The 15,428-nt window shown below is 65.0% G+C and carries 15 protein-coding genes; 5 read left to right on the top strand and 10 right to left on the bottom strand.

What is annotated here, in order from left to right:
• Window positions 1–69: 69 nt before the first annotated feature.
• Entirely contained in the window at window positions 70–900 is an 831-nt protein-coding gene (locus tag ABIF91_RS34325; protein ID WP_028178569.1) for an OmpA/MotB family protein, read from the bottom strand.
• A gap of 23 nt (window positions 901–923) precedes the next feature.
• Window positions 924–1,697, bottom strand: a complete 774-nt coding sequence (locus tag ABIF91_RS34320; RefSeq protein ID WP_028178570.1) for a motility protein A — start codon at window positions 1,695–1,697, stop codon at window positions 924–926.
• A 200-nt stretch (window positions 1,698–1,897) separates the two neighbouring features.
• On the opposite strand from ABIF91_RS34320, the gene ABIF91_RS34315 reads away from it, so the two are divergent.
• Entirely contained in the window at window positions 1,898–3,241 is a 1,344-nt protein-coding gene (locus ABIF91_RS34315) for an IS1380-like element ISBdi2 family transposase (protein ID WP_424578699.1), read from the top strand.
• 219 nt (window positions 3,242–3,460) lie between these two features.
• A complete protein-coding gene (locus tag ABIF91_RS34310; protein WP_284279853.1) occupies window positions 3,461–3,925 on the top strand; it encodes a hypothetical protein in 465 nt (154 codons plus the stop codon).
• 115 nt (window positions 3,926–4,040) lie between these two features.
• Here the strand turns inward: ABIF91_RS34310 and ABIF91_RS34305 are convergent, their stop codons facing one another.
• From ABIF91_RS34305 to ABIF91_RS34290, 4 genes are all read right to left on the bottom strand, one after another.
• Window positions 4,041–4,760 (bottom strand): RraA family protein, encoded by a 720-nt coding sequence (locus ABIF91_RS34305; RefSeq protein WP_028179973.1) that lies wholly within the window; start codon window positions 4,758–4,760, stop codon window positions 4,041–4,043.
• Between the two features lie 123 nt (window positions 4,761–4,883).
• On the bottom strand, window positions 4,884–5,765 hold the full coding sequence (locus ABIF91_RS34300) for a CDP-alcohol phosphatidyltransferase family protein (RefSeq protein ID WP_028179972.1): 882 nt from the start codon (window positions 5,763–5,765) through the stop codon (window positions 4,884–4,886).
• A 79-nt stretch (window positions 5,766–5,844) separates the two neighbouring features.
• Entirely contained in the window at window positions 5,845–6,567 is a 723-nt protein-coding gene (locus ABIF91_RS34295; protein ID WP_283805404.1) for a phosphatidylserine decarboxylase, read from the bottom strand.
• A 54-nt stretch (window positions 6,568–6,621) separates the two neighbouring features.
• Window positions 6,622–8,580 carry an ABCB family ABC transporter ATP-binding protein/permease gene (locus tag ABIF91_RS34290; protein ID WP_028179970.1) on the bottom strand — a complete coding sequence of 653 codons (1,959 nt, stop codon included), beginning with the start codon at window positions 8,578–8,580 and terminating at the stop codon, window positions 6,622–6,624.
• A 201-nt stretch (window positions 8,581–8,781) separates the two neighbouring features.
• On the opposite strand from ABIF91_RS34290, the gene ABIF91_RS34285 reads away from it, so the two are divergent.
• Complete coding sequence (locus ABIF91_RS34285; protein WP_028179969.1) at window positions 8,782–9,387, top strand: TIGR00730 family Rossman fold protein; 606 nt, start codon at window positions 8,782–8,784, stop codon at window positions 9,385–9,387.
• Window positions 9,388–9,391: 4 nt separating this feature from the next.
• On the opposite strand, the gene ABIF91_RS34280 is transcribed toward ABIF91_RS34285, so the two are convergent.
• The 4 genes from ABIF91_RS34280 to cysS form a co-directional block, all read right to left on the bottom strand.
• A complete protein-coding gene (locus ABIF91_RS34280) occupies window positions 9,392–9,769 on the bottom strand; it encodes a VOC family protein (RefSeq protein ID WP_028179968.1) in 378 nt (125 codons plus the stop codon).
• A gap of 118 nt (window positions 9,770–9,887) precedes the next feature.
• Complete coding sequence (gene cimA, locus ABIF91_RS34275) at window positions 9,888–11,486, bottom strand: citramalate synthase (RefSeq protein ID WP_028179967.1); 1,599 nt, start codon at window positions 11,484–11,486, stop codon at window positions 9,888–9,890.
• Window positions 11,483–11,974: a GNAT family N-acetyltransferase gene (locus ABIF91_RS34270; RefSeq protein ID WP_028179966.1), complete on the bottom strand. Its 492-nt coding sequence runs from the start codon at window positions 11,972–11,974 to the stop codon at window positions 11,483–11,485. The genes cimA and ABIF91_RS34270 overlap by 4 nt, the downstream gene beginning before the upstream one ends.
• A 115-nt stretch (window positions 11,975–12,089) precedes the next feature.
• Entirely contained in the window at window positions 12,090–13,472 is a 1,383-nt protein-coding gene (gene cysS / locus ABIF91_RS34265) for a cysteine--tRNA ligase (RefSeq protein WP_028179965.1), read from the bottom strand.
• A gap of 290 nt (window positions 13,473–13,762) precedes the next feature.
• Here cysS and ABIF91_RS34260 point away from each other — a divergent pair, with 290 nt between their 5' ends.
• The gene (locus ABIF91_RS34260; protein ID WP_035673197.1) at window positions 13,763–14,068 is read left to right on the top strand and encodes a hypothetical protein; all 306 of its coding nucleotides are present in this window, start codon (window positions 13,763–13,765) and stop codon (window positions 14,066–14,068) included.
• 130 nt (window positions 14,069–14,198) lie between these two features.
• The gene (locus ABIF91_RS34255; protein ID WP_028179963.1) at window positions 14,199–15,389 is read left to right on the top strand and encodes a DUF2865 domain-containing protein; all 1,191 of its coding nucleotides are present in this window, start codon (window positions 14,199–14,201) and stop codon (window positions 15,387–15,389) included.
• The last annotated feature ends 39 nt before the right edge of the window (window positions 15,390–15,428 follow it).

The raw sequence follows: 15,428 nt of genomic DNA, 5'->3' as shown, positions 1-15,428 counted from the left end.
GACGCCGTGGCAACGTTCATCGCCAGAGCGACGACATGCCTCAGGTAAAACGGTAGCGCAAGGGGGGGGTTACGGCTTCAGATTCGGCGGCAGTGGCGGATCTTCACGCATCAGGGTGATGGTCACCCGACGGTTGGCCGCAAGCCAGGGATCGTCCGGAAACAGCGGCTGGGTATCCGCCTTGCCCGAGACGGCGAAAATATGCGACGGCGGCAGACCTTCGCGTTCGAGGATCTGGCGCACGGCGTTGGCGCGGTCGGCCGACAGATCGAAGGCGCCGTAGTCGCTGCGGGTCGGTACAAATCCTGCCGCGGTGTGGCCGGCGATGGACACGCGCAGCGGCGTGGCCTTGAGCGGAATCGCAAGCTTCTCGACCAGGCGCCGGGTACGATCATAGGGCACCTTGGAGCCGTCGGCGAACATCGAGCGGCCGTCCTGGTCGACGATCTCCAGGTTGAGGCCCTGCTTGGTCTCCTCGAACATGATGTGCTTGGACATCTCGGTCAGTTCCGGCATGTCCTGCAACGCTTGGCGCAGCGAGGCCGCGGCCAGCGCGAAATTACGGTCGACCTTGATCTTCGCGCCGGACGTCTTGTCGCGGTCTTCCTGGTCCGGCGTCGGCGTGTTGGAGGCATCCTCGGGCTGGATGTGATCGACGTTCTTCAGCCGCGGACGGGTCGGCAGGCCGTCGGATTCGACGATGCCGGAGTAGCGCGCTTCGCTCTGAACGCCGAACGCCTCGCGCATCGAGCCCGCCACAATCTTCAGCTTGTTGGCGTCCTGCGTGGAGAACGCAACCAGCATCACGAAGAACGCCAGCAGCAGCGCCATCAGGTCGGCGAAGGTCACGAACCAGCCGTGACCGCCGCCGTGAGCATTGCCGCGCTTCTTCTTGGCCATCTCTCAAATCCCGGCGGGCGGCCTTACGCCGGCACCGGCTCTCCCTCGGTGTGACGATGCTTCTCCGGCAGATAGGCCAGCAGCATTTCGCGCACGAGCGTCGGGCTCTTGGAATCGCGGATCATCAGGATGCCGTCGATGATCAAGGTGCGGTTCGTTTCTTCGTCGAGCAGCTTGCCGTGCAGCTTGTCGGCAATCGGCAAACAGACCAGGTTGGCGACGACCGCGCCATACAGCGTCGCCAGCAGCGCGGTGGCCATGAACGGGCCGAGCTTGGAAGGGTCCGACATGTTGGAGAACATCTGCACCATGCCGAGCAGCGTGCCGATCATGCCGAAGGCCGGGGCGCAGTCGCCGACGGCGCGATAGATCTTGCTGCCTTCGTCGAGATGCATCAGGAAGTTGTCGCGGTCGCGCTCCAGATTGTCGCGAATGAAGTCGAGGTCGTAGCCGTCGGCGACGTAGCGGATGCCCTTGGCAAGGAACGGCTCGTCAGTCTCGACCTTTTCCAGCCCGACCGGGCCCTGCTTGCGAGCGATTTCGGCGATGCGGGCGAGTTCGTCGACGAGGTCGTGGGCCGAAAGGCGGCTTAGGGTGAAGGCAAACTTTGCGCCCAGCGGCAAGCCATGCACCATGGCCGACAATGGAAAGCGGATCATCGTTGCGGCGAACGAACCGCCGAAGATGACGATCACGGCGTGGATGTCGTAAAACATCCCGAAGCTGCCGCCCATCAGGATCAGCGTCGACACAACAGTGGCGCCCGCGGCCAGGCCGACAAGTGTTGCGATATCCATTATCGACTCCAACGCGTACGCGACAACGGCCGTCCTGGCCGCTGGTGCGGCCCGACCCCGAACCGCACCGGAAACCCTAGCCCGTCTTATTCGTAAGAGTGCGCCTGAGGGCTGGCGAGCGTGGTGTAAAGCGCTGATGCGGCGTAGGATTCGGTTGCGAAGCCACCCCATCACCTTCAACCGCGAACGCCACGCCCGCCATGACCGACGATACGATTCCGCCCTTCTCGTTTCCAGCCGTTCACGCCAAGAAAGTCACAGCTGCCTTCGATGGCGGTCGCCTGACCTCGAACGGGGGCGTGATGCTTCTGGCGATGGCCGAGCGGCGTCTCGGCTTGGCCGACAATCTGGCCCGGGTGTTCCCGGATCGGCGCGATCCGACGCGGGTCGTGCACAGCCTTGTCGATATGTTCCGCGCGCGCATGTTCGCGATCTGCTGCGGCTACGAGGACGCCGACGACCTCGATCATCTGCGGTCCGATCCCGCATTCAAGCTGGCCTGCGGACGGCTGCCGGACACGGGCCGCGATCTGTGTTCCCAACCGACGCTGTCGCGGCTGGAGAATGCTCCGCGCCTGCGCGACGTGATCCGACTGACCTACATTTTGGTCGACGCATGGATGGATAGCTACCCGCGCGAGCCGGCATCCGTCACGCTCGACATCGATGATACCTGCGATGTCGTCCACGGCCATCAGCAGCTCTCGCTGTTCAACGCTCATTATGACGAACGCTGCTTCCTGCCGATCCACGTCTACGACACGGAGAAGAGCCGTCCCGTGGCGGTCGTGCTGAGGCCCGGCAAGACGCCGGGCGGCGTCGAGGTGCGTGCCCTTCTGCGCCGCCTGGTACGGCATATCCGCACGCGGTGGCACAACACGCGAATTACGTTCCGTGGCGACGGGCACTATGCCCGGCCGGAGGCCATGGCGTGGTGCGAGACCAACGGCATCGACTACATCTTCGGTCTGTCCGGCACCAAGCCTCTCGCCAGAAAAGTCGACGAGGTCGCCGACGACATCCGCACCCGACGCGCCATCGAGAACCTGCCGGTTCTGCGTGGCTATACCGAGACGCGCCACAAGGCAAAGTCCTGGGATCGCGAACGGCGCACCGTCGCCCGTATTGAGGCGACGATGCTCGGCCTCGACATCCGTTTCGTCGTCACCAGCCTCGATGTCGGCTCGGCCGAGTGGATCTACGACAGCCTGTATTGCGCGCGCGGCCAAGCCGAGAATCTGATCAAGCTGCATAAGACGCAGCTCGCCTCCGACCGCACCAGCTGCCGTTCGGCGCTCGCCAACCAGGTCCGTCTCGTGCTCCATACGGCCGCTTATTGGCTGATGCTGACCGTGCGCGACGCCATTCCCAAAGTCCGGGAATTGGCCGCTGCCGAGTTCGCGACGCTGCGTCTTCGGCTCTTGAAAATCGCCGCCCGTGTCGTCGAGACCACGAGCCGCATTCGCCTTGCGTTTGCCGCGGCATGTCCCGAAGCCGACCTGATCTGCGGCTTGCCCGGCGCGCTGCTGCCGCTCGGTCCTTGACCGGCGGGGCGTCCGCCCCCGTTCGCCCAACCCATCCCTCAAGCGCGTTGCAAAGTACCGGTCGTCAGGCGGCGAAAAGCCGAAGGCAATCCTGTGCGCCTCGTCAGACAAGATGTGCGGCCGCATCAATCGGGCCCAAAAGCCGCACTCTCACGAATAGGACGGGCTAGAGCGCCGCCCTTAAAGCCGCGTAAAGGTTAAGTCCGGACAGTGTGCTGCATGCCGCAGCGCCCGCTGCGATTGCCGTTCGGCGACAGGAACTTCAACACTTCGCTAACCATTGGCGGGGCGCGCCACGACGTCACATCGGCTGCGGCCCTCCGCCACATCGTGACCAGGGATCGATTGGTGTCTGGTACTGGTGCGGCATGCTCGATCGCGGGAGCCATCGCCATGTTGACGCTGTTCGGTCTTCTCACCGCGCTTCCCGCGGTGCTGGCGCTCCACCTGCTGGAGCCGGAACTCGTCCTGCCGGCCTTCAGCCTCGTGCTCTTTGCCGAGGCCGCCTTCGCGGTGATGGCAGCGCGCTTGATTCACCTCCCGGACAATGCGGAGGGTATCACGCTATGGGACCTTGCCGGCGGCTTCACCCTGATCGGATGCGCCGCCGCAGTGTTCGGCGAGCCGGATCAGGCGGTCCTGTTTCTGACGGAACAAGGCGACCCACGGCCATCGCGGCCGTAGGTCGTTCGATCACCGCCTCTAAAGCATGATCCGGAAAAGTGCGTAGCGGTTTTCCGAAAAGACCATGCTTAAACAACAACGTAAAGCGCGATGACGATTCATCTCGCATCGCGCTTTAGTGGATCTCCGCCGAGCGCTTCAGCGCGGCCTTCAGCTTCTCCAGCGAGAAGTCGGGGCTGCGGGCGATCTCCAGGATCGGCGTCTCGCGGCGGCCGCATAGTTCGGCGGCTTCCGGCAGCTTTGCGGCGACGTCGAGTGGGATCACGATGGCACCGTGCCGGTCGGCGTGGATGAGATCATCGGACTTCACGGTCATGCCGGCGACGCGCACTTCGCCGCCAAAGCTCTCCGCATGCACCCAGGCATGCGACGGGCCGATCGAACCGGCCAGCGCCTGGAAGCCCGGGGCCCATTGCGGGATGTCGCGGATCGAGCCGTCGGTGATGACGCCGAGGCAGCCGAGCGCCTTGTGCACGTTGCTCTGCACCTCGCCCCAGAATGCGCCGTAGCCGACGTCGGGGCCGTCGATATCCTGGATCACCGAGATGCGCGGGCCATGGCCGGTGCCGACATATTCGTAATAGTCGATGCGACGCCTGGACTGTTCCTCGGCCGGGAGCGATGATTTCAGCACCGAGCGGATCGCAACCGTGCGGGCGTAGCCGACGATCGGCGGCAGGTCGGGGAACGGACAAACCAGCGGCTTGGTGGTGTAGCCGATCAGACGCCGCTCGGGCGCCACGATCTCCATGGCATTGCAGATCGTCGGCGTGTCATAACGGCCCAGCGCCTCGAGGACGGAAGCGGGCAGCGGCCCGGTCGCGGAATTGGTCACGGCGTTCTCTCCCAGATGGGCGGCTGTTGATTGCGCGATGCCGCCGGCACAGGGGCGATATAGCCGAGATCGGGCCTCGGCCCAACTCAGGCAGGCCTCATGGCAGATATCCGCGAGGAGCGTTCAGTGCAGACGTCCGGGCCGGTCGTCCTCGTGCGCCGGCTCCGACAGGTTCGACAGCGTCGGCGCCGAAGTCGGTGACGGGACCTCGCCTCCCGCCGGCGCGGCAGCTTCCATCGCTCGCGCCTGGTCGCGATAGGATTTGTAGCCGAGCGGCAGGCAGAGCAGATAGAGCACCGTGCCGATCGACAGCACGTGCCAGGGATAGGCGATCAAGAGCGCGATGAAGACGATCACGGCGACGAACGCCGGCAGCACCAGTTCCGGCGGCACGCGCATGCGCTTGGTCTTGCCCGAGAATACCGGCAGGCGCGACACCATCAGAAACGCGATCAGAAGCGTATAGGCCGCCGTCACCGCCGCAGGGGTGCGGCCGAGCTCGAGGAACGCGATGTAGATCGGCAGCAGCACCGTGATGGCGCCGGCGGGCGCCGGCACGCCGGTGAAGAAATTGGCCGCGAAGGCCGGCTTGTTCGGATCATCCATGGTGGCGTTGAAGCGCGCCAGCCGCAGGCCGCCGGAGATCGCGAAAACCATCGCGGCGATCCAGCCGGCATTGCCGAGCTCGTGCAGCTGCCAGAAGTACAGCATCAGGCCCGGCGCTACCCCGAAATTGACGAAATCGGCGAGGCTGTCGAGCTCGGCGCCGAACTTGGACTGGCCCTTGATCATGCGCGCGATGCGGCCGTCGATGCCGTCGAGCGCGGCCGCGAACACGATAGCGTAGACGGCGAGCGTCATCCGCCCCTCGATCGACAGCCGGATCGAGGTCAGGCCGGCGCAGATCGCCAGCAGCGTGATGACGTTGGGCACCAGCATCCGCACCGGGATCGGTCGAAACCGCCGGCGGCGCACATCGGGATCTTTGAAGTCATAGGGCGTCATTGCTCACCTCGAGGCGAGATATAGCAAGCCGCGCCCCCCTCCGCCATTGCGGCGGAAGGCCCACAAGCACGACTATTGGTCAATTGGCGCGGTAGGCGCGGCTCGGGTCTTCGCCGGCAAGATCGGCCAGGATCGTCTCTCCGGCGATCGCGGTCTGCCCTTCGGAGACCAGCGCCTTGGTGCCCTGGGGCAAATAGACGTCGAGGCGGGAGCCGAAGCGGATCAGGCCGAAGCGCTCGCCGGCACCGATCGCCTGCCCTTCCTTGACGAAGCAGACGATGCGCTTGGCGACGAGGCCGGCGATCTGGACCACGCCGATCCGCGCCGTCGGCGTCGTGATGACCAGCGAGTTGCGCTCATTGTCCTCGCTCGCCTTGTCGAGCTCGGCATTGATGAAGAGACCGGGCCGATAGGCGATGCGATCCACCCTCCCCGCCACGGGCGCGCGGTTCACGTGGCAGTTGAACACGCTCATGAACACCGAGATGCGCGGCAGCGGCCGGTCGCCAAGCCCGAGCTCGGCCGGGGGCAGCGCCATGGTGATCATCGAGACGCGGCCGTCGGCCGGTGACACGACCAGCCCCTCACGCACGGGCGTCACGCGGACGGGATCGCGGAAGAACAGCGCGCACCACACGGTCAGGATCGTGCCGATCCACCCCAGCGGCGACCACAACCAGAACAGGACCAGGCTTGCCAACGCGAAGCCGCCGATGAAGGGATAACCCTCCTTGTGGATCGGCGGGATCTGGCGCTGGATCGAATCGAGAATGGACATCGCTATCTGCCGCTCGGGGTTAATGGCACGGGTCGTCGCGCGCGCTTGTTTAGGCCAGAGTTGGGACCGGAGACAAGGTCAGTCGACCGCCGCAGGCGTCGTCAGGATGTCATCGACCGGCGGCGGCTCCCGGTTGGGCGCCGCGCTGGCGTCGGCCATCTTGGCCAGTTTCTCGCGTGCCGCCTCGGCCTCGCGCTGCCTGTTCCACATGCTGGCATAGAGGCCGCCGTGCGCGAGCAGTTTGGCGTGGGTGCCGCGCTCGGCGATGCGGCCCTGGTCCAGCACGATGATCTCGTCGGCGCCGACGATGGTCGAAAGCCGGTGCGCGATCACCAGCGAGGTGCGGTTCTTCGCCACGCGCTCGAGCGCACCCTGGATCTCGTGCTCGGTGTGGGTGTCGAGCGCCGAGGTCGCCTCGTCCAGCACCAGGATCGGCGGCGCCTTGAGAACCGTACGCGCGATTGCGACGCGCTGCTTCTCGCCGCCCGACAGCTTCAGGCCGCGCTCGCCGACCTGGGTGTCGTAACCCTTCGGCGCCATGCGGATGAAGTGGTCGATCTGCGCCAGCCGCGCCGCCTCCTCGACCTCGGTATCAGTCGCGTCCCAGCGGCCATAGCGGATGTTGTAGCGGATGGTGTCGTTGAACAGCACGGTGTCCTGCGGCACCATGCCGATCGATGCCCGCAGGCTCGCCTGCGTGACATCGCGGATGTCCTGGCCGTCGATCAGGATCTTGCCGCCGGAGACGTCATACAGGCGGAACAGCAGCCGCGAGATGGTCGACTTGCCTGCGCCCGACGGGCCGACGATGGCGACGGTCTTGCCGGCCGGCACCTCGAAGCTGATGCCCTTCAGGATCGGGCGCGCCGGCTCATAGGCAAAGCGCACGTCCTCGAAGCGCACCCTGCCGGCGGAGATGACCAGCGGCTTCGCGCCAGGCGCATCCTTGATCTCGGCCTCGCGGCCCAGCACATTGAACATCTTCTCGATGTCGATGATCGCCTGCTTGATCTCGCGATAGACCATGCCCATGAAGTTCAGGGGCTGGTAGAGCTGGATCATCATGGCGTTGACCAGCACGAAATCGCCGACGGTGTTGGTGCCATTGCGCACGCCGATCGCGCACATCAGCATGGTCGCGGTCAGGCCCAGCGTGAAGATCGCGGCCTGCCCGGTGTTGAGCACCGCGAGCGAAGTGTAGCTGCGGACGCTCGCCTCCTCGTAGCGCTCCACCGATTTGTCGTAGCGCTGCGCCTCGCGCGCCTCGGCACTGAAATATTTAACGGTCTCGTAGTTGAGCAGCGAGTCGATCGCCTTGGTGTTCGCCTCGGTGTCGGAATCGTTCATCTTGCGGCGGATGCCGATCCGCCACTCGGTCGCGATGTAGGTGTAGTACATGTAGAGCGTGACCGTGATCAGGGTCACGACCACGTAACGCCAGTCGAATTGCCAGAGCAGCACCGCCATCAGCAGCGAGACCTCGACGATGGTCGGGATCAGCTGCAGGATCACCATGCGCACGATGACCTCGATGCCCTCGCGGCCGCGCTCGAGCACGCGCGTCAGGCCGCCGGTCTTGCGCTCGAGGTGAAAGCGCAGCGACAGCTCGTGCATGTGAATGAAGGTGATGGTGGCGAGCTTGCGCACCGCATGCATGGCGACGCGCGCGAAGATGCCGTCGCGCCATTGCGTCAGCACCGCCATCAGGATGCGCATCACGCCGTAGCTCGCGGTGAGGAGCAGCGGCGAGGCGATCACCCAGAGGTGCCAGTTGTCGGCAGCGACCGGCGCGGTATTGGCGCCGGTCAGCGCATCCGTCGCCCATTTGAAGCTGAACGGCACGGCCAGCGTGATCAGCTTGGCGGCGAGCAGCAGCACCAGGGACCAGACCACCCGCATCTTCAGATCGACGCGATCGCCCGGCCAGATATAGGGCCACAGATGCGCCAGCGTGCCCATCAGCGTGGCCCGCTCAAGGGGGCCTCCGGCGGGAGGAACAGGAACGTCGGCGCCGTCGAGCGATTGAGGTTGGTCCATCAAGAAACCTGAAAGCCCGCCGGATGCGGGCGAAACTGCGATTAACGATTTTCGTCCGTCATATAGAGCCTTCCCGATGCCCGTGCACCCCGCCAAATGGCGAATCTTTGATTGTTTATCGTCATTTACCGGTAGATTTCCGGGAGTATCGAATCACCGATTGGGCTTGACGCCTGTTCGCTGCAATGCATCATGGCACCAATGAGCACGATCAAAACCGTCTGCGTCTATTGCGGCTCCGGCCCTGGAACCAATCCCCGCTTCGCCGAAGGCGCCAAGGCGTTCGGCAAGGCGCTCGCCGAAAACAACATCCGCTTGGTCTATGGCGGCGGCTCGCTCGGCCTGATGGGCGCGGTCGCGACCTCCGTGCTCGACCACGGCGGCACCGTCACCGGCATCATTCCCGACTTCCTGCGGATGCGCGAGAACGCGCTGACGCGCGTGCAGGAGATGATCGTCACTCCCGACATGCACGAGCGCAAGCGCTTGATGTTCGAACGCTCCGACGCCTTCGTGGCGCTGCCGGGCGGCGTCGGCACGCTGGAGGAGCTGGTCGAGCAGATGACCTGGAAGCAGCTCGGCCGACACGCCAAGCCGGTGCTGCTCGCCAACATCGACAATTTCTGGGAGCCGCTGTTCTCGCTGCTGTCGCACATGCGTCAGACCGAGTTCATCCGCGCGGGCCTTTCGATCGACGTCCTCAAGGCCGATCGCGTCGAGGACATTCTGCCGAAGCTGAAGGCGGCAGTTGCCCAGCTGGCCGAAGCGGAAAAGCAGCTAGCCCCGGAAATGGCGCGCAAGCTGTAAGGCCCTACTCTGCCGGAAACGTCACCGCCTCGATCCGGTTGCCGTCGGGATCGTTGATGAAGGCTGCGTAATAGCGCACGCGGTCGTGCGGGCGGATGCCGGGCGCGCCATCGGAGCCTCCGCCGGCGAACAGCGCTGCGGCGTGAAACGCATCGACCTCGCTTGTGGTCTTCGCGCGCAGGCAGATGTGCACGCCGCTCTCCGGGGCCACACGCGGCATGCCTTCGCGCAAATTGATCCAGAACTCCGGATAGGTCTTGCCGAAGCCAACTGTCCGCGGCCGCGTGACGAGGCGCGCGAGGCCCAGCGATGCGAGCGTCGTCTCGTAGAATCTTGCGGCGCGTTCGAGATCGCTGACGCCGACGGAGATGTGGTCGATCATACTTCTGCCGCTCCCCCATTGTCCGTAGCCCGGATGAGCGAAGCGACATCCGGGAAAGTCTATCGGTGCGTCGTATACCGCCCCGGATATCGCTTCGCTCATCCGGGCTACATCTTGCTTACGCCGGCGCACCCGACTTCACGAGCTTGTAGATTACCGAATCCATCAACGCCTGGAAGGAGGCGTCGATGATGTTCGGGGAGACGCCGACCGTGGTCCAGCGGTCGCCGTTCTCGTCCTCGCTCTCGATCAGGACGCGCGTGACCGCGCCGGTGCCGCCGTTGAGGATACGGACGCGATAGTCGATCAGCGTCAGGCCCTCGATGTATTTCTGGTACTTGCCGAGGTCCTTGCGCAGGGCGACGTCGAGCGCATTGACGGGACCGTTGCCTTCGGCCGCCGAGATCAGATGCTCGCCGGCGACGTCGACCTTGACCACCGCGAGCGCCACGGTGACCCGCTCCCCCAGCGCGTTGTAGCGCTGCTCGACATTGACGTCGAACTGCTCGACCTCGAAATAATGCGGCACCTTGCCGAGCGTGCGGCGCGCCAGGAGCTCGAACGAGGCATTGGCAGATTCATAGGCGTAGCCCGCCGCCTCGCGCGCCTTCAACTCCTCGACGAGGCGCGTCAGCTTCGGATCGCTCTTCTCGTAAGGGATGCCGGCGCGGTCGAGCTCGGCGATGACATTGGAGCGGCCGGCCTGATCGGACACCAGCACCTTGCGGTGATTGCCGACCAGCTCCGGCAACACGTGCTCGTAGGTCTGCGGATCCTTCAGCACGGCGGAGGCATGGATGCCGGTCTTGGTGACGAAGGCGCTCTCGCCGACGTAAGGAGCATGCCGGTTCGGCACGCGGTTGAGCATGTCGTCGAGCGTGCGCGAGACCTTGACGAGCGTTGCGAGCTTCTCCGCGGTGACGCCGATCTCGAAGGCGTCGGAAAACTCCTTCTTCAATTTCAGCGTCGGGATCAGCGAGCAGAGATTGGCATTGCCGCAGCGCTCGCCGAGACCGTTCAGCGTGCCCTGGATCTGCCGCGCGCCGGCGCGCACCGCGGCCAGCGAATTGGCCACCGCCTGCTCGGTGTCGTTATGGGCGTGGATGCCGACGTGATCGCCGGGAATGTGCTTCGTCACCTCGGTGACGATGGTTTCGATCTCGTTCGGCATGGTGCCGCCGTTGGTGTCGCACAGCACCACCCAGCGCGCGCCCGCCTCATAGGCCGCCTTGGCGCAGGCCAGCGCGAAGCTCGGGTCTTCCTTGTAGCCGTCAAAGAAGTGTTCGCAGTCGAGCATCACTTCGCGACCGGCGGCCTTCGCGGCTGCGACGCTGTCGCGGATGGAGGCGAGGTTCTCCTCCTTCGTCGTCTCCAGCGCGACGCGCACCTGATAGGCCGAGGATTTTGCCACGAAGCAGATCGCGTCCGCCTTCGCCTCCAGCAGCCCGGCGACGCCAGGATCGTTCGAGACTGACCGCCCGGCCCGCCGCGTCATGCCGAACGCGGTGAACCGCGCATGATTGAGCTTCGGCCTGGCCGCGAAGAATTCGCTGTCGAGCGGATTGGCGCCGGGATAGCCGCCCTCGACATAGTCGATGCCGAGATCATCGAGCATCGCCGCGATGACCTGCTTGTCGGTCAGCGTGAAGTCGACGCCGTTGGTCTGCGCGCCGTCGCGCAGCGTGGTGTCGAACAGATAGAGACGCTGCTTGCTCATTGCCCCGCTCCAAGCGTCTTCTTCATGGTGGTGTTGGCGAGCCACTCATCGTTCATCGTGACGCTGTTGCGCTGCTGGGCGGTGTAGCCGCGCTTGGCAAAGAAGCCCTGCGCAGTGTCGCTGGCATCGACCGAGAGGCTCTCGGCGCCGCGGCTGCCTGCGAGCTTCTCCAGCGCGTCGACCAGCATGGTCGCGATGCCCTGCCCGGCCACGGCCGGATGCACATAGAGCATGCGGATGTGATCGTTGCCGCGCAGCGAGGCGAAGCCGACCGGCGAGCCCTCCAGCGTCGCGATCAGAGTGAGGTCGGACGCAAGCCGCTTGCCGAACGCTTCGTCTTCGGCCGCCTGCATCCAGGCTTCCTGCTGCGCCTCGCTATAGTCGTCGCCGGTCAGCTCCTCGATGCTGGCGGTGAAGATCGCGGCGAGCACCGGCACGTCGTCAGGCAGGAAGGGCCGCAGGGCGGGCTTTGGCAAACTCTGTCCCATCGTCTTCACCACATCCCATAGAGCTTGAGCACCAGCGCCACGGCGCCGGCGAGCAGCGCGATCTTCAGCGCGATGTAATAGAGCCAGTGCCGCGGGAACGGCGTGTCGGGCCGCTTCATCGCGCGATCTCCCAGGTCGTGCCTTCCTTGGAGTCCTTGATCGCAACGCCCATCGCGGCGAGTAGATCGCGGATGCGGTCGGATTCCCTGAAGTCCTTGCGGCCACGGGCGGCCGTCCGCTCCGCAATCAGGCGTTCGACTTCCGTGGCATCGACGCCGCTCGCCTGCTGCTTGCGCCCTTCCCACTGCGCCGCGCTCTCGGCCAGGAATCCGAGCAGCCGCAACGAGCCGGCCAACGCATTCACGTCGCCTCCGCGCAGACCATGCAGCGCCGCAATCGCCAGCGGTGTGTTGAGATCGTCGAGCAGCGGCTCGATCACGGACGCGGCCGGCTCTGTGGGCGCGACATCGGCGGCGACGCGATACCAGTCGTCGAGCGTCTTGGCGCTCTCCTCCAGCGACTTCATGGTCCAGTCGATCGGCGAACGATACTGCGTCTTCAGCATGTTCAGCCGAAGCACCTCGCCCGGCCAGTCCGCCAGCAGCTCATGGATGGTGATGAAGTTGCCGAGGCTCTTCGACATCTTCTCACCCTCGACCTGCAGGAAGCCATTGTGCATCCAGGTGTTCGCCATGCGCTCCCGGTGGAAGGCGCAGCAGGTCTGCGCCACCTCGTTCTCGTGATGCGGAAACACGAGATCGATGCCGCCGCCATGGATGTCGAAATGCTCGCCGAGATGCTTCCAGGCCATCGCCGAGCACTCGATATGCCAGCCGGGACGGCCCTGCGCGGCGATGCCGGCCGGCGACGGCCATGAGGGCTCGCCGGGCTTGGACGGCTTCCACAACACGAAATCGGTGTTGTCCTTCTTGTAAGGCGCGACATCGACGCGGGCGCCGGCGATCATCTCGTCCAGCGAGCGGTTGGACAGCGCGCCGTAGCGCGGCAGCACCGAATTGGCGGCGTTCATCGCCTGCGGCGAGAACAGCACATGGTCCTCGGCAACGTAGGCAAAGCCACCGGCGACCAGCCTCTCGATGATCTCGCGCATCTCGCCGATATGCTCGGTCGCACGCGGCTCGACGGTCGGCCGCAAGCAGCCAAGCGCATCGACGTCGGCATGAAACTGCCTGCCGGTCTGTTCGGTGACCTTGCGAATGGCCTCGTTCAGCGGCAAGCCGGGGAAATCCCGCGCGGCGCGGTCGTTGATCTTGTCGTCGACGTCGGTGATGTTGCGGACATATTTGACATGCGCTTCGCCGTAGAGGTGGCGCAGCAGCCGAAACAGCACGTCGAACACGATCACCGGCCGCGCATTGCCGATATGGGCGAAGTCATAGACGGTCGGTCCGCAGACATACATGCGGACGTTGTTCGCATCGAGCGGCACAAAGGTCCGCTTTTCCCGGCTCAGCGTATCGTAAAGACGCAATTCCATGACAACCCATCCCTCTCGGCCGGGCGTCCAAGGCTCTCAATGCATTTGAGAAAAGACGGCTCCAGCCAGCGAATCGCTAGCTCGTAATCTCGCGGCAAATGGCGCAGATGGCGAGGAGACCGTTCATGGGGCGACATATGGGCTATGAGGCGGCCCCACGTCAAGAGAGCCGCGAAAACGCCGTTTTGTCTCCGCAGAGCGCGCGGCTCGCCCCGATGGTTCATGATCCCCTAACCATTTGAGGGCATTCTGGAACCGGCGGTTCCTTCCTTTTTTGCCCCGGTATTTTCATGCGATCTGCACTCGCGCTCATTTTCAGCGCCTCGATCCTCGTGTCATCCAGCGCGTTCGCCGAAACCCGCGTCTTCATCATCGCCAACCAGGCGGATGGCTACGGCAGCGACCGGTGCCTGGCCAAGGGCGAGACATGCGGTGCCTCCGTCGCGCGCACCTATTGCCAGTCACGAGATTTTGCCCAGGCATCAAGCTATCGCCGGGTCGATCCCGACGAAATTACCGGCTCTGTCCCCAAAACCGGCGCAAACTGCTCTCATGGCCGTTGCGACGAATATGTCGCAATCACCTGCCAGCGCTGAATTCGCTCGGAGCTGTCGGACCTTAGGCCCAATCATTGGCCCTTGAAACGACGTGACGATGGCGCGGGAAGCGGCTATTGGAGGGCGCGCTTCGGCCCCCAACGTCACATTGGGCCGTGACCTCGCTAGAATGGCGGATATGCCTGAATTCTTGTCTCTCCCCCGTGCCCGCTTCTCCCTTGCCTGCACCGTGCTCCTGAGCGCGGTCGTGCTCGCCACCGGCGCTTTCGCGCAGGCCGGACCGCCCGGTCCGCCGCCTCAGCCCGGCCAGAACGGGCTGGGACCGAACCCGATGTGCGTGCGGCTGGAAGGCCAGCTCGCGGCGCTCGATCGTGGCGGCGGCGGTGACCCCGCACGCGAGGAGCAGATCCGCCGCTATCAGGATTCCCAGGCCAAGCAGCAAGCCGAGCTCGACCGCGTCACCATGCAGGCCAAGCGCATGGGCTGCGATTCCTCCGGCTTCTTCTCGCTGTTCAACGGCCAGTCGGCGCAATGCGGCCCGGTCAACACCCAGATCCAGCAGATGCGCGCCAATCTGGACCAGATCACCGTCAATCTCGAGCGGCTGCGCGGCGGCGGTCCCGGCGGCTCCAGCCCGGAGCGCGACAACCAGCGCCGCTCGGTGCTGATGGCGCTGGCGCAGAACAATTGCGGCCCGCAATATGCCAATGCCGCGCAGTCACAAGGCGGCGGCAACTTCCTGACCAATCTATTCGGCGGCGGCAACAACCCGAACAATCCGCAAGCCGTGCCGCCCTCCGACCTCGGGCCGCAATCCGGCACCTACCGCACCGTGTGCGTTCGCACCTGCGACGGCGCCTATTTCCCGATCTCGTTTGCGACGGTGCCGGCGCGCTTCCCCGACGACGAGAAGACCTGCAAGGCGCTGTGCCCGGCTGCCGAAGCCGTGCTCTACACCCATCGCAATCCCGGTGAAGACATGAATTCGGCGGTCTCCATCGGCGGTCAGCCCTACACCGCGCTACCGACTGCCTTCAAATTCCGCAGCGAGTTCAACCCGTCCTGCTCCTGTAAGGCGGCGGGCCAGACCTGGGCGGATGCGCTGAAATCAGCCGACGACAAGGCCGCGGCCGAGCAGCAGGGCGACATCATCGTCACCGAAGAGAGCGCCAGGAAGATGCAGCAGCAGCGGCTCAACAAGGGCACGCCTGCGAACGCGAAGAAGGGCGCAGCTCCTGCGCCGACGACGGCGAATGCGCCGGCTGCTACGCCGCCCGCGGATACCGGCACCGCCGCGAGCTCCGAGAACAAGCCGATCCGCTCGGTCGGCCCGACCTTCCTGCCGCAGCAGCAGAAGTAGCGTAAGGCGCCTGCTCCGTTTCCAACTGTCATGCCCCGC

It is taken from the genome of Bradyrhizobium sp. USDA 241, assembly GCF_049739505.1.
GTDB classification, from domain to species: Bacteria; Pseudomonadota; Alphaproteobacteria; order Rhizobiales; family Xanthobacteraceae; genus Bradyrhizobium; species Bradyrhizobium liaoningense.
The sequence above is the reverse complement of the archived record's forward strand: the minus strand, read 5'-3'. Positions and strand labels throughout refer to the sequence as shown.

Bases quoted from the DNA above. Each gene is read 5' to 3' on its own strand.
- cimA (WP_028179967.1), bottom strand. From the start codon at position 11,486: ATGAGCAAGCAGCGTCTCTATCTGTTCGACACCACGCTGCGCGACGGC.
- ABIF91_RS34320 (WP_028178570.1), bottom strand. From the start codon at position 1,697: ATGGATATCGCAACACTTGTCGGCCTGGCCGCGGGCGCCACTGTTGTG.
- ABIF91_RS34255 (WP_028179963.1), top strand. From the start codon at position 14,199: ATGGCGGATATGCCTGAATTCTTGTCTCTCCCCCGTGCCCGCTTCTCC.
- ABIF91_RS34310 (WP_284279853.1), top strand. From the start codon at position 3,461: ATGCCGCAGCGCCCGCTGCGATTGCCGTTCGGCGACAGGAACTTCAAC.
- ABIF91_RS34325 (WP_028178569.1), bottom strand. From the start codon at position 900: ATGGCCAAGAAGAAGCGCGGCAATGCTCACGGCGGCGGTCACGGCTGG.
- ABIF91_RS34300 (WP_028179972.1), bottom strand. From the start codon at position 5,765: ATGACGCCCTATGACTTCAAAGATCCCGATGTGCGCCGCCGGCGGTTT.
- ABIF91_RS34315 (WP_424578699.1), top strand. From the start codon at position 1,898: ATGACCGACGATACGATTCCGCCCTTCTCGTTTCCAGCCGTTCACGCC.
- ABIF91_RS34290 (WP_028179970.1), bottom strand. From the start codon at position 8,580: ATGGACCAACCTCAATCGCTCGACGGCGCCGACGTTCCTGTTCCTCCC.
- ABIF91_RS34270 (WP_028179966.1), bottom strand. From the start codon at position 11,974: ATGGGACAGAGTTTGCCAAAGCCCGCCCTGCGGCCCTTCCTGCCTGAC.
- cysS (WP_028179965.1), bottom strand. From the start codon at position 13,472: ATGGAATTGCGTCTTTACGATACGCTGAGCCGGGAAAAGCGGACCTTT.
- ABIF91_RS34285 (WP_028179969.1), top strand. From the start codon at position 8,782: ATGAGCACGATCAAAACCGTCTGCGTCTATTGCGGCTCCGGCCCTGGA.
- ABIF91_RS34260 (WP_035673197.1), top strand. From the start codon at position 13,763: ATGCGATCTGCACTCGCGCTCATTTTCAGCGCCTCGATCCTCGTGTCA.
- ABIF91_RS34280 (WP_028179968.1), bottom strand. From the start codon at position 9,769: ATGATCGACCACATCTCCGTCGGCGTCAGCGATCTCGAACGCGCCGCA.